12 protein-coding genes and 1 tRNA gene are annotated in these 12,336 nt (G+C 74.8%); 10 read left to right on the top strand and 3 right to left on the bottom strand.

What is annotated here, in order from left to right; all coding sequences use genetic code 11:
• Positions 1 to 134: 134 nt before the first annotated feature.
• Positions 135 to 1,058, top strand: a complete 924-nt coding sequence (locus tag ACFQ8T_RS20570) for a phosphotransferase (protein WP_430548326.1) — start codon at positions 135 to 137, stop codon at positions 1,056 to 1,058.
• Between the two features lie 69 nt (positions 1,059 to 1,127).
• Here the strand turns inward: ACFQ8T_RS20570 and ACFQ8T_RS20575 are convergent, their stop codons facing one another.
• Positions 1,128 to 1,820, bottom strand: coding sequence for a hypothetical protein (locus tag ACFQ8T_RS20575; protein ID WP_430548327.1), 693 nt, complete (start codon positions 1,818 to 1,820; stop codon positions 1,128 to 1,130).
• A gap of 174 nt (positions 1,821 to 1,994) precedes the next feature.
• Between ACFQ8T_RS20575 and eno the strand changes: the two genes are divergently transcribed.
• Both eno and ACFQ8T_RS20585 read left to right on the top strand, forming a co-directional pair.
• Complete coding sequence (eno, locus tag ACFQ8T_RS20580; protein WP_429764507.1) at positions 1,995 to 3,278, top strand: phosphopyruvate hydratase; 1,284 nt, start codon at positions 1,995 to 1,997, stop codon at positions 3,276 to 3,278.
• Positions 3,279 to 3,492: 214 nt separating this feature from the next.
• Entirely contained in the window at positions 3,493 to 4,263 is a 771-nt protein-coding gene (locus ACFQ8T_RS20585) for a septum formation initiator family protein (RefSeq protein WP_430548328.1), read from the top strand.
• 21 nt (positions 4,264 to 4,284) lie between these two features.
• Here the strand turns inward: ACFQ8T_RS20585 and ACFQ8T_RS20590 are convergent, their stop codons facing one another.
• Positions 4,285 to 5,088 (bottom strand): IclR family transcriptional regulator, encoded by an 804-nt coding sequence (locus ACFQ8T_RS20590; protein ID WP_430548329.1) that lies wholly within the window; start codon positions 5,086 to 5,088, stop codon positions 4,285 to 4,287.
• A gap of 71 nt (positions 5,089 to 5,159) precedes the next feature.
• Here ACFQ8T_RS20590 and ACFQ8T_RS20595 point away from each other — a divergent pair, with 71 nt between their 5' ends.
• The 7 genes from ACFQ8T_RS20595 to ACFQ8T_RS20625 all read left to right on the top strand — a co-directional run bounded on the left by ACFQ8T_RS20595 (position 5,160) and on the right by ACFQ8T_RS20625 (position 11,360).
• The gene (locus tag ACFQ8T_RS20595; RefSeq protein WP_430548330.1) at positions 5,160 to 6,257 is read left to right on the top strand and encodes a 2-dehydro-3-deoxygalactonokinase; all 1,098 of its coding nucleotides are present in this window, start codon (positions 5,160 to 5,162) and stop codon (positions 6,255 to 6,257) included.
• Entirely contained in the window at positions 6,254 to 6,871 is a 618-nt protein-coding gene (locus tag ACFQ8T_RS20600) for a 2-dehydro-3-deoxy-6-phosphogalactonate aldolase (protein WP_430548331.1), read from the top strand. Before ACFQ8T_RS20595 ends, ACFQ8T_RS20600 begins: the two co-directional genes overlap by 4 nt.
• A gap of 27 nt (positions 6,872 to 6,898) precedes the next feature.
• Positions 6,899 to 8,047, top strand: a complete 1,149-nt coding sequence (gene dgoD / locus ACFQ8T_RS20605; protein WP_430548332.1) for a galactonate dehydratase — start codon at positions 6,899 to 6,901, stop codon at positions 8,045 to 8,047.
• An 89-nt stretch (positions 8,048 to 8,136) separates the two neighbouring features.
• Entirely contained in the window at positions 8,137 to 8,661 is a 525-nt protein-coding gene (locus ACFQ8T_RS20610) for a DUF501 domain-containing protein (RefSeq protein WP_430548333.1), read from the top strand.
• Between the two features lie 45 nt (positions 8,662 to 8,706).
• Positions 8,707 to 9,672, top strand: a complete 966-nt coding sequence (locus tag ACFQ8T_RS20615) for an exopolyphosphatase (protein WP_430548334.1) — start codon at positions 8,707 to 8,709, stop codon at positions 9,670 to 9,672.
• A gap of 90 nt (positions 9,673 to 9,762) precedes the next feature.
• Positions 9,763 to 11,214: an NAD(P)/FAD-dependent oxidoreductase gene (locus tag ACFQ8T_RS20620; protein WP_430548335.1), complete on the top strand. Its 1,452-nt coding sequence runs from the start codon at positions 9,763 to 9,765 to the stop codon at positions 11,212 to 11,214.
• 72 nt (positions 11,215 to 11,286) lie between these two features.
• A tRNA-Leu gene (locus ACFQ8T_RS20625) sits at positions 11,287 to 11,360 on the top strand.
• 14 nt (positions 11,361 to 11,374) lie between these two features.
• Here the strand turns inward: ACFQ8T_RS20625 and ACFQ8T_RS20630 are convergent.
• Complete coding sequence (locus ACFQ8T_RS20630; protein ID WP_430548336.1) at positions 11,375 to 12,295, bottom strand: LysR family transcriptional regulator; 921 nt, start codon at positions 12,293 to 12,295, stop codon at positions 11,375 to 11,377.
• Positions 12,296 to 12,336: the final 41 nt, after the last annotated feature.

Raw genomic sequence — 12,336 nt, forward strand, 5'->3', positions numbered from 1 at the left:
CTGTCGCGCCATCCCGACGGGTGGCGCGACAGATCGCTTGCTCGAAGGGCGGTGCGTGCCGACGTCGTGACGATCCGGTGCGGGGTCGTGGCGCGGCGCCGGCGGGGTGGCGCGCGCCGCTAGCGTGACGCGGCGTGACCACCACCGACGTCGAGATCACCGCCGACCTGGTCCGGGACCTGCTGCGCGAGCAGCACCCGGACCTCGCCCACCTCCCCGTCCGCCTGGGCGCGCGCGGCTGGGACAACCAGCTCTGGCGGCTCGGCGACGACCTCGCCGTGCGGCTGCCGTGGGCCACGGGGTCGGCCGACGCCCTCCTGCGCAAGGAGCACGACTGGCTGCCCGGGATCGCCCCGCACCTGCCGCTGCCGGTGCCCGTGCCGCAGCGGCTCGGCGAGCCGGGCGCCCTGTTCGGTCGACCCTGGATCGTCACGACGTGGGTGCCCGGCGAGCCCGCCGACCGTGCACCCGTCACGCGGCCGGAGTCGGCGGACGTCCTCGCGGCGTTCCTGTCCGCGCTGCATCACCCGGCCCCGGACGGCGCGCCGGCCGGACGGGGCCGCGGTGGCTCGCTCGCGGACCACACCGTGGGTGTCGAGCACGGTCTCGCCGAGGTGGTCGAGCGCGGGCTCGTCGGCGACCCCGAGCCGCTGCGCGCCGTCTGGCAGGACGCCGTCGACGCCCCCGCGTGGGACGGGCCGGCGGTGTGGCTGCACGCCGACCTGCACCCGGCCAACGTCGTCACCGCCGACGGCGCCCTGAGCGGCGTGGTCGACTTCGGCGACCTGTGCGCCGGCGACCCCGCCTACGACCTGGCCGGCGCGTGGCGCCTGCTGCCCGACGGCGCCGTCGACCTCTTCCACGCGGCCTACCACGGACCGGACGGCCGCCCCGCCGACGACGCGACCCGACGTCGCGCCCGCGGGTGGGCGGCGGCCACCGCGCTGGGCGGGCTGCTCGTCGGCCACGCCGGCGACCACGGCCGCCCGGGCGGCAAGCCCACCTGGGGGCCGCCCGCCCGGGCGACCCTCGAGCGGCTGGTGGCCACGGCCGTCTGAGGGAACGGCGGCCCGGCGAAAGTTGCCCGACGAGCGCTGACCGGGCGCTCGGGAGGGGCGGTCCGTCGGTCAGTCGCCCGCGGCCTGCCCCAGCTCGCCGGCGATGCGCTGCTCGAGCGCGTCGGTGGCGGCGTCGGGCAGCACGACGATCCCCTCGAGCTCCTTCATGGCCCGCCGGTACGCGGACTGCCGCTCGGCCTGCGACGACCCCTCGTCGTCGGCCATGGCCAGGAGTTTCTTCGCCCGGTCGAGGGCCTGCCGTTCGGCGGGGGAGAAGTCGGACGCGCGGCGCCGCTTCGCCTCCCGCTCCGCGACGTCGAAGCGGACCTGCATCTCGCGGACGGCGTCGCGGTAGCGGTCGAGGCGGCGGCGGTCGCGCAGCTCGTCCAGGTCGTCGGGGCGGAGGTCCTCCGCCACCCGCCGGGCCCGGTGGAAATCGACGGTCACCTGCTCACGCATGTCCGACATCAACGGGTACTCGAGGGACTTCACGGCGTCGAGCTCGTACGCCAGCCAGCGCTGCTGCGTCGCGTCGTGCGCGGCCACCGTGCGCTCGATCTCGCTGGTCAGGGCCTCGCCGTCGGCCTGCTCGGCCGGGGCGGCGGGCTGCGGGGCGCCGTGCTTGATGCGGTACATCTCGAGCTTGTCCTGGCGCCGCTGCCGGTCCCAGCTCGAGATGCCCCGGGCCATGCCGCCGACGGCGGGGCCGACGAAGAAGATCAGCCACCAGTACGAGCCGAGGAAGTCCCAGACGCTGTCCACGGGGTCCACGCTATCGGCGCGGCCGTGCCCGGTGGGTGGTCGCGGGCGCCCGTGCTGAGGCGCCGGTCTAGGCTGGGGGCGTCAACCCAGCACCGTCGCGGGCGTCAGCGGCCCCGGGCACTCGCCTGAGCGTGGTCGCGCGGTCGCCCGCGGACCCCGTCTGAAGGAGCACCCGTGGCAAGCATCGAAGCCGTTGGAGCACGCGAGATCCTCGACTCGCGCGGCAACCCCACCGTCGAGGTGGAGATCGCGCTGGACGACGGCACCTTCGCCCGCGCGGCGGTCCCGTCGGGCGCCTCGACCGGCGCGTTCGAGGCCGTCGAGCGTCGTGACGGCGACAAGGGGCGCTACCTGGGCAAGGGCGTCGAGGGCGCGGTCAACGCCGTCATCGACGACATCGCCCCCGAGCTCATCGGCTACGACGCCGAGGAGCAGCGCATCATCGACCAGACCCTCATCGAGCTGGACGGCACCCCGAACAAGGGCAAGCTGGGCGCCAACGCGATCCTCGGCGTCTCGCTCGCCGTCGCGAAGGCCGCCGCGAAGTCGGCCGGCCTGGACCTGTTCCGCTACGTGGGCGGCCCGAACGCGCACGTGCTGCCCGTGCCGATGATGAACATCATCAACGGCGGGTCGCACGCCGACTCGACGGTGGACTTCCAGGAGTTCATGATCGCGCCGATCGGTGCGCCGACCTTCAAGGAGGCCCTGCGCACGGGCACCGAGGTCTACCACGCCCTCAAGAGCGTGCTGAAGGGCAAGGGCTTCTCCACGGGCCTCGGCGACGAGGGCGGGTTCGCCCCCGACCTGCCGTCGAACTCCGCCGCCCTGGACCTCATCGTCGAGGCGATCGAGAAGGCGGGCTTCACGCCGGGCTCCGACGTCGCCATCGCGATGGACGTCGCCGCGACCGAGTTCTTCAAGGACGGGGCGTACCACTTCAAGAACGGCGAGGTGCACTCGACCGAGGACATGATCAAGCTCTACGAGGGCCTGGTCGCGAACTACCCGATCGTCTCCATCGAGGACCCGCTGTCCGAGGACGAGTGGGGCGCCTGGACGCAGTTCGTGTCCGAGGTCGGCGACAAGGTGCAGGTCGTCGGCGACGACCTGTTCGTCACCAACCCCGAGCGCCTCGCCCGCGGCATCGAGGAGAAGGCCGCCAACTCGCTGCTGGTCAAGCTCAACCAGATCGGCACGCTCACCGAGACGCTCGACGCCGTCACGCTCGCGCAGCGCAACGGCTTCACGACGATGACCTCGCACCGCTCCGGCGAGACCGAGGACACCACCATCGCCGACCTGTCCGTCGCCACGAATGCCGGCCAGATCAAGACCGGCGCCACCGCCCGCGGCGAGCGCATCAACAAGTACAACCAGCTCCTGCGCATCGAGGAGGCGCTGGACGACGCCGGTCGTTACGCCGGCCGTTCGGCCTTCCCGCGCTTCCAGGGCTGACGCCCCGGACGCTGCACGACGACGGCCGGTCGCTCCGCACGGGGCGGCCGGCCGTCGTCGTCCCCCGGCGTGCCGCCGTCCGCATCGAGCGTGCTGGATCGATCCTCGACCGGCGGCCGTCTCGAGGAGCAATGCAGCACCCTCGATGCCGGAGCTGCCGGGCGCGCCGACGACGGTCCCGGCCCCGGGCGGTGCGGCTCGGCAGAATCGGGGCGTGCCTGCCCGTCGACCGACCTCGCCCGCCGCCCGCCGCCCGGCGTCGCGGCACTCGGGGGCGCGCGGCGGTTCCGCGCGGCCCACGACGACGTCGAACGCGTCGGTGGGCACCAAGCCCAAGGCCCCGGCGAAGGGCGCGAGCGCGAGCGCGGGCGCGAAGGGCACGGCCAAGGGCTCCGGCAAGGGAACCGCCACGAGCGGCAAGGGCGCGGCGGGCTCGCGGCGCGGGTCGCGTCGTCCGGCAGGGCCGGCGCGCGAGGACCGGCGGCGCAGCCGCTACGGGCTGGTGCTGCCGGAGGTGCTCACCGTCCGGCTCATCGTGCTGTCGGTGGTGGTGCTGCTCGCGGTGGTGCTCCTGCTGCCCACGGTGCGCGGCGCGGTGACGCAGGCGCACGAGCTGGACCGGCTGCGCACGGAGCTGGCCCAGAACCGGGCCGAGCGCGACCGGCTGGAGGTGGAGCTCGGCCGCTGGGAGGACCGGTCGTACGTCGAGGAGCAGGCGCGGTCGCGCCTCAGCTTCGTCATGCCGGCCGACAAGGTGTGGCGCGTCGTCGACCCCGACGCGGCGGGGGACGACGACGTCGACCCGGTGACGGGCGAGGCCGTGGGCTCCGGGCCGGTGGGGACGTCCACGGGGCCGAGCGTGCCCTGGTACCAGTCGGTCTGGGAGTCGGTGCGGGTGGCCGACGGACCGGCCACCACGGACGACGACGCCACGGGCGACGAGCCCGGGCCCGGCGGTTCCCCCAGCCCGTCGTCGGGAGGCTGACCCGCGCCGGCGGACCGTCGGTCAGCGGCCGCCCGGCCGGTGGCCGAGCCCGGCCGCGACGGCGGCGGCGGTGTCGAGGACGACGGGCACGAGCGACTCCACCCGCGCGGGCGGCATGTACGGACGGGTGGCGGAGACGCTCACGGCGGCGACGATCGCGCCGGACGCGTCGCGCACGGGCGCGGCGACGCAGAGGATGCCGGGCTCGTTCTCCTCCAGGTCGAACGCGACCCCGCGACGGGCGGACGCCTCCATGACGGCGACGAACTCGTCGGGCGTGAGCACGTCGGCCGTCGGTCCCTCCGGCGCGTCCCCGCCGACGCGCCGCTCGGCGACGAACTGCTCGCGCCACCGGTCGGGGCGGTCGAGCAGCAGGGCCTTGCCCACCCCGGTGCGCGTGAGCGGCATCCGGTGCCCGACCCGGGAGCGCATCTCCGCGCCGCGGGTGCCGGGGATCTTGTCGAGGTAGAGCACCTGGCCGCGGTCCTCGACGGCGAGGTGCACGGTGTCGGAGACGCGGGCTGCGAGCGCCCGGAGCGGCCCGGCCGCGACGTCGGCGACGGGGTTCTCCTGCAGCGCCTGGTAGCCGAGCTCGATGAGCGCCGGGCCGAGCGCGTACCGGCCGTCCTCGAGGCGGCGCACGTACCCGGTGGCGAGCAGCAGCTGCAGCAGGCGGTGGGCGGTGCTGCGGCCGATGCCGGTGTCGGCGGCGATGTCGCGCAGGCGGCCGTGCCCGCGGGCGACGGCATCGACGACGGCGATGCCGCGGGCCAGCGTCTGCGTGCCCGAGGGCGCGGGGGACTCCGGGGGGAGGGGCAGGCTCACGGCGACGAGGCTATCCCGATAATCGGGACACAGTTCTCATCATCGGGAACGGCTGCCTACCGTTCACGACCATGGCCGATGACGCACCCGGGCGCGACGCCTCGCTCGTCGCCCTCGACTGGGGCACCTCCAGCTTCCGGGGCTGGCTCCTGGACGCCACAGGCGCGGTCCTCGACGAGGTCCGGACGGACGACGGCACCCTCCGCTGCTCCGCGGGCGCCGGCTCCGCGCCGGAGCGTGCCGCCGCGTTCGAGCGCACGTTCGCGCGCCTATGCGGGTCCTGGCTCGACCGCCGCCCCGGCCTGCCCGTCCTGGCCGCGGGGATGGTGGGCTCCAACCACGGGTGGGCGGACGCGGGGTACCTCGACGTTCCAGCCGCGCTCCCGCGGCTCGCCGACCACCTCACGCCGGTGCCGGTCACCGGGACCGACGTCGGCACCGTCGTGCACCTGGTGCCGGGCCTGCGGGTCACCGAGCCGGACCCCGACGTCCTGCGCGGGGAGGAGGTGCAGCTGCTCGGCGCGCTGGAGGAGGCCCGCGAGGAGGGCGGCGCGGCGCGCGCCACGGCGGTGCTGCCGGGCACGCACTCCAAGTGGGTGCACCTCGACGGCGACCTGGTCACGGGCTTCGGCACGGTCATGACCGGCGAGCTGTACGGCCTCCTGCTGCGCGACAGCATCCTGGCCCGCCTCGCCGACGACGGCCCCGGCGACGGCCGCGAGGACGGTGCTGACGACGGCACGGGGCCCAGCTCGTGGGAGGCGTTCGACCGTGGGCTCGACGCCGAGGCGCGGCGCGGGGACGAGCGCGGGCTGGCGGCGCTGCTGTTCACGGCGCGCACCCTCGTCATGGCGGGCATGCTCCGGCCGGCCGAGGTGGCGGACTACCTCTCGGGCCTTCTCGTCGGGTCCGAGGTGCGGCACGCGCTGCGCGCCGACCCGGCCCCGCGCGTCACGGTGTGCGCCTCCGGCGCGACCGCGCGCCGCTACGACCGGGCGCTCGGGCGCCACGGCGCCGCCGCGCACGTCGCCGGCCAGGACGTGGCGGTGCGCGGTCTGTGGCGCGTCGCCCGCGACGCCGGGCTCGTGGCCGCACCCGCACCCGGACCCGGGACCCGGGACCGCCACCACGCCACCACCCCGTCCCGCACCGAGGAAGGACTCTCATGACGCACCGACCCGTCGGCCTCGTCGCCATCCTGCGAGGAGTGACGCCGCCCGAGGCCGTCGACGTCGCGGCCGCCGTCCTCGAGGCGGGGTTCGACGCCGTCGAGGTGCCGCTCAACTCTCCCGACCCGCTGGTGTCGGTCCGCCGCATCCGCGAGGCCGCGGGCCCGGACGCGCGGGTCGGGGCGGGCACCGTGCTCACCCCCGACGACGTGCGCCGCGCCGCCGCCGCCGGGGCCTCGCTCGTCGTGTCGCCGAACACCCGGCCCGACGTCGTCGCGGAGACCGTGCGGCTCGGGCTGGAGAGCTTCCCGGGGGCGGCGACGCCCACCGAGGCGTTCGCCGCGCTCGACGCCGGGGCCACCGCGGTCAAGCTGTTCCCGGCCACCGCGGTCGGCGTCACGGGCCTGCGCGCCTGGGCGAGCGTGCTGCCCTCCGGCACGGCGCTCGTCCCCGTGGGCGGCGTCGACGCCACGACCCTCGGCGGGTGGGCCCGCGCCGGCGCGGCGGGCGCGGGCCTGGGCACCTCGCTGTACCGGCCCGGCGACGCCGCCGCGACCGTCGCCGCCCGCGCCGCCGAGCTCGTCCGCGTCTGGGCCGAGCACACGAACCGCTGACCCCGCACCCCACGCTGAGAGGAAGCCGTGAAGATCACGTCGCTGACGACGTTCGCCGTCCCGCCCCGCTGGCTCTTCCTGAAGATCGAGACCGACGAGGGGATCGTCGGCTGGGGAGAACCCGTCCTGGAGGGTCGCGCCGCGAGCGTCGCGGCCGCCGTCGAGGAGCTGTCCGACTACCTGGTGGGCAAGGACCCGCGGCATATCGAGGACCACTGGACGGTGCTGTACCGCTCCGGCTTCTACCGGGGCGGCGGCGTCCACATGAGCGCGCTGGCCGGTATCGACCAGGCGCTGTGGGACATCAAGGGCAAGGCGCTCGGGGTGCCCGTGCACGAGCTGCTGGGCGGGCGCGTGCGCGACCGCATCAAGGTGTACTCGTGGATCGGCGGCGACCGGCCGGCCGAGACCGCCGCGGCCGCGCGCGAGGCCGTCGGGCGCGGCTTCTCCGCCGTGAAGATGAACGGCCCCGAGGAGATGCAGTACCTCGACACCTGGGACAAGGTGGAGCGGGTCGTCGCCAACGTCGCCGCCGTCCGCGAGGCCGTCGGGCCCGACGTCGGCATCGGCGTCGACTTCCACGGGCGGGTGCACCGCCCGATGGCGCGCGTCCTCCTCGAGGCGCTGGAGCCGTACCACCTGATGTTCGTCGAGGAGCCGGTGCTGTCCGAGCACGTCGACGGCATCGCGGACGTGCTGCGCGCCTCCAGCACGCCCATCGCGCTGGGGGAGCGCCTGTACTCGCGGTGGGACTTCAAGGACGTCATCACGTCCGGCGTCGTCGACGTCATCCAGCCCGACCTCTCGCACGCCGGCGGCATCACCGAGGTCCGCAAGATCGCGGCCATGGCCGAGGCGTACGACATCGCCGTCGCCCCGCACTGCCCGCTCGGGCCGATCGCCCTCGCCGCCTGCCTGCAGCTCGACGCCGTCACCTACAACGCGGTGATCCAGGAGCAGAGCCTGGGCATCCACTACAACACCTCCAACGACCTGCTCGACTACGTCGTCGACCCGTCCGTCTTCGCCTACTCCGACGGGTCGGTCGAGATCCCGCGCGGCCCCGGCCTCGGCATCGAGGTGGACGAGGACTACGTGCGCGAGCGGGCCGCGGTCGGGCACCGGTGGCGCAACCCCGTGTGGCGGCACGCGGACGGCTCGTTCGCGGAGTGGTGAGCGGGCGCACCCCGGCAGCGGCACCGGCGGGGGAGCGCCCGGGGGAGAATGGGTGCTGCCCCGCCCGCGACGCCCCGAGGACCTCCCCTATGACCGACCACTCCGCCCCCGTCGGCGACGCCGACCCGACCGTGGTCACCGACCGCGACCTCGAGGTGCTCGCCGAGCAGCTCGGCCGCGAGCCGCGCGGCGTCGTCGGCATCGCCGCCCGCTGCGTGTGCGGTCGCCCGCTCGTCGTGCGCACCGCGCCGCGGCTGCCCGACGGCACGCCGTTCCCGACCACGTACTACCTCACGCACCCGGGGGCGGTCGCCGCCGCGTCGCGGCTGGAGGCGGACGGCGTGATGAAGGAGATGACGGCGCGCCTCGCCGAGGACGAGGAGCTGGCGGCCGCGTACCGCCGGGCGCACGAGCACTACCTCGCCCGGCGCGCCGAGCTCGGGCAGGTCGACGAGATCGAGGGCATCTCCGCCGGTGGCATGCCCACGCGCGTCAAGTGCATCCACGTGCTCATGGGCCACGCGCTGGCCGCGGGCCCGGGAGTGAACCCCCTCGGCGACGAGGCGCTCGCCCTCGTCCGCGACCAGTGGCGGCCCGACCGCTGCACCTGCTGACGGCCGGCAGGCGGGCCGTCGGTGTCGGATGAGACAGTGTGGCCCGTGACAGAGAGCTCCACACGCGCGACGCGGGTCGCCGCGATCGACTGCGGCACCAACTCCATCCGCCTCCTGGTGGCCGACGTCGGCCCCGGCGGCACGCTCACCGAGATCGACCGGCAGCTGCGCATCGTGCGGCTCGGGCAGGGCGTGGACCGCACGGGCGAGCTCGCCCCGGAGGCGCTCGCGCGCACGCTCGAGGCGTCGCGCGACTACGCGAAGGTCATCACCGAGGCGGGCGCCACGCGCGTGCGCTTCGTCGCGACGTCGGCCACGCGCGACGCGCGCAACCGGCGGGAGTTCTTCGACGGTGTCCGCGCGGCGCTGGGCGTCGACGCCGAGGTGGCCTCGGGCCGTGAGGAGGCGGAGCTGTCGTTCCGCGGCGCGACCGCGGGCGTGGCCGCGCAGCACCCCGGGCCGTACCTGGTGGTGGACCTCGGCGGCGGCTCGACCGAGCTGGTGCTCGGCACGACGACGCCGGAGGCCGCCCTCTCGCTCGACGTCGGGTCGGTGCGGATGACGGAGCGCTACCTGCACTCCGACCCGCCCGCGCCGGCCGAGGTGGAGGCCGCGCGCGCCGACGTGCGCGCCGCGCTCGACGACGCCGCCCGCACCGTGCCGTTCGGCCGGACCACGACGCTCGTCGGTCTCGCCGGCTCGGTGACGTCGGTGACCGCTCACGTCCTGGGGCTGACGGAGTACCGGCGCGACGCCGTGCACGGCGCCGTCCTCGGCGTCGACCGGGTGCTCGCCGCGTGCGACGACCTGCTGCACCGCACCCGCGAGCAGCGCCTCGCCCTCGGGTTCATGCACCCCGGTCGCGCGGACGTCATCGGCGCGGGCGCGCTGGTCTGGTCCGAGGTCGTGCGGCGGGTGCGGGACGACGTCGCCGCCGCGGGCGGCACGCTGACCGACGTCGTGACCAGCGAGAGCGACATCCTCGACGGCATCGCCCTCTCGCTCGCGTGACCGTGCGGCCTGACCTGCGCGAAAGCTGCCGGGGGCCGCAGGATGGACGGCCCGACTGCGTGCCCCCGGCACGGTCGTAGAATGGTGTTCATGCCTCAGAACGTTCTGTCGTCGGACACCTCTGTCCAGGACGCGCCCGCCGCGGCTCCGCGGCCCCGCAAGGTGCCCCGCATCGTCGTCCTCGGCGGTGGTTCCGTCGGCCTCTATGCGGCGCGTCGTCTGCGCCGCAAGCTCGGCAAGCAGGACGCGGCGATCGTCGTCGTCGACCCGCGGCCGTACATGACCTACGCGCCGTTCCTGCCGGAGGCCGGCGCGGGCTCGATCGACGCCCGCGACGTCGTCGCCCCGCACCGCAAGGCCCTTAAGGGCATCGACGTGCTGCAGGGCCTGGTCAACCACATCGACCACGCCGGGCACAAGGTCACGATCCACCCCGAGGAGGGGCCGGACTACGAGGTCTCGTACGACCAGCTCGTCGTCGGCCTGGGCTCGGTCTCCCGCACGCTGCCCATCCCGGGTCTCGCGGAGAACGCGATCGGCTTCAAGAACGTGGAGGAGGCCATCGCGGTCCGCAACCACGTGCTCAACCGCATGGACGTCGCCTCGTCCACGTGGGACGCGGACGCGCGCAAGCGCATGCTGACGTTCACGTTCGTCGGCGGCGGTTTCGCCGGCATCGAGGCGCTGGCCGAGATCGAGGACATGGCGCGGTACGCCACGCGCAACTACCCGACGATCGACGCCGAGGACCTGCGCTTCGTCATGATCGAGGGCTCGGGCCGCATCCTTCCCGAGGTCTCGGAGCCCATGGGCCTGTGGGCGCTCGACGAGATGAAGAAGCGCGGCATCGAGTTCCACCTCAACACGTTCCTGTCGTCCTGCGTGGACGGGCACGTCGTCACCTCGACGGGCGTGGAGTTCGACACCGAGACGATCGTGTGGACCGCCGGCGTCAAGGCGAACCCGGTCATCAAGGAGGAGTCGGACCTCCCGTTCGACCGGATGGGCCGCGTCATCGTCAAGCCCACCCTGCAGGTCGCGACGGAGGACGGCGAGATCGTCCCCGACGCCTGGGCCGCGGGCGACTGCGCCGCCGTGCCGGACGTGCTCAACCCCGGCCAGTTCTGCCCGCCGAACGCGCAGCACGCGATCCGCGAGGCGACGAAGCTCGCCGACAACCTGGTCGCCGTCCTCAAGGGCGAGCAGCCCGAGGACTACGCGCACAAGAGCGTCGGCGTCGTCGCGTCCCTCGGCCTGTACAAGGGCGTCGCGGAGCTGTTCGGCTTCCTCAAGCTGCGCGGCCCGCTCGCGTGGCTCGCGCACCGCGGCTACCACGTCATGGCGATGCCGACCGGCAACCGCAAGGTGCGCATCCTCATCGGCTGGGTCGGCCAGTTCCTCATGGGGCGCGAGATCGTGTCCCTCGGCTCCCTGCACGACCCGCGCGACGAGTTCCGCAAGGCGTCCGTGCCGCCGAAGCAGCCCGGCGAGAAGGTGGAGCAGAAGGCCGAGTCGTCGGCCGCGCGCGCCGAGAAGGGCTGACCCTCACCGGTACCGTGAGCGGGCGTCGGGCGATCTCCCCAAGGGATCGCCGGGCGCCCGCTCCGTCGTCCCGCCCCCGTAGCCCAACTGGCAGAGGCAGCCGGCTTAAACCCGGCCCAGTCCCGGTTCGAACCCGGGCGGGGGCACCTCTGCGGCATCGTCAGCCGTCGGTGGCTCCCGCCATCTCCACCTCGACGTCGGCGCCCGCGCGGCGGAACGCGTCGACGACGCGGCGGACGGCGAGGCGCTCGGCCCGGTCGGGCCGCAGGACGGCGGAGACGTGTCGCGCGATGGCGACGTCGGTCAGCTCGCGCAGCACGAGGCGGTCGCCGGTGGGCGTGGTGAAGCGCGGCAGCACGGCGACCTGGTCGCCCGCGGCGACGAGCGCCTCGATGAGGCGGTTGTCGCGCAGTCGCTGCACCACGCGCAGCTCGGCCCCGGTGGCCTGCTCGACGGCGAGCCGCACGGTGTCGAACGGGTAGCCGAGGGGCACCCCGATCCAGTCCTGGTCGACGAGGTCGCGCGGCCGCACGTGCGGCAGGCGCGCGAGCGGGTGGTCCGCGGCCATCGCGATGTCGAGGGGCTCGCGGGCGAGCGGCACCACGGTCAGGCCCTCCGCCCCGGCGGGCCGCACGCTGGTGAGCGAGTGCGCGACGACGACGTCGTGGTCCGCGGTGAGCGGTCCGTACTCGGCCTCAGCGATGTCGACGTCGGCGCAGCGCACCGTGATCGCGGTGCCGGCGAGGTCCGCCATGACGCGGGGGAGCAGGAATGTCGCGGCGCTGGCCAGCGCCGCGACGGTGACCGTGCCCGACGGCTCGCCCTGGAACTCGTCCCACCGGGCCTGGACCTGCGCGAGCGCGGCGGCGACGCTCGCCCCGCCCTCGGCCAGCAGCCGGCCGGCGTCCGTGAGCCGCAGCCCGCGGCCGGACGGCTCGACGAGCGGCGTGCGCAGCTCGCGCTGGGCGGTGCGCAGCTGCTGGGACACGGCCGACGGCGTGCGGTGGGTGGCGTGGGCGACGGCGGTGACGCTGCCCCGGTCGGCGAGCTCGCGGAGCAGCTCCAGGTGCCGGACATCCATGAAGCCAGACTACAGACAGAGTGAAGCAACTTTCGCTTGTC

Source organism: Isoptericola sp. NPDC056618, assembly GCF_042792715.1.
Taxonomy (GTDB): domain Bacteria; phylum Actinomycetota; class Actinomycetes; order Actinomycetales; family Cellulomonadaceae; genus Isoptericola; species Isoptericola nanjingensis.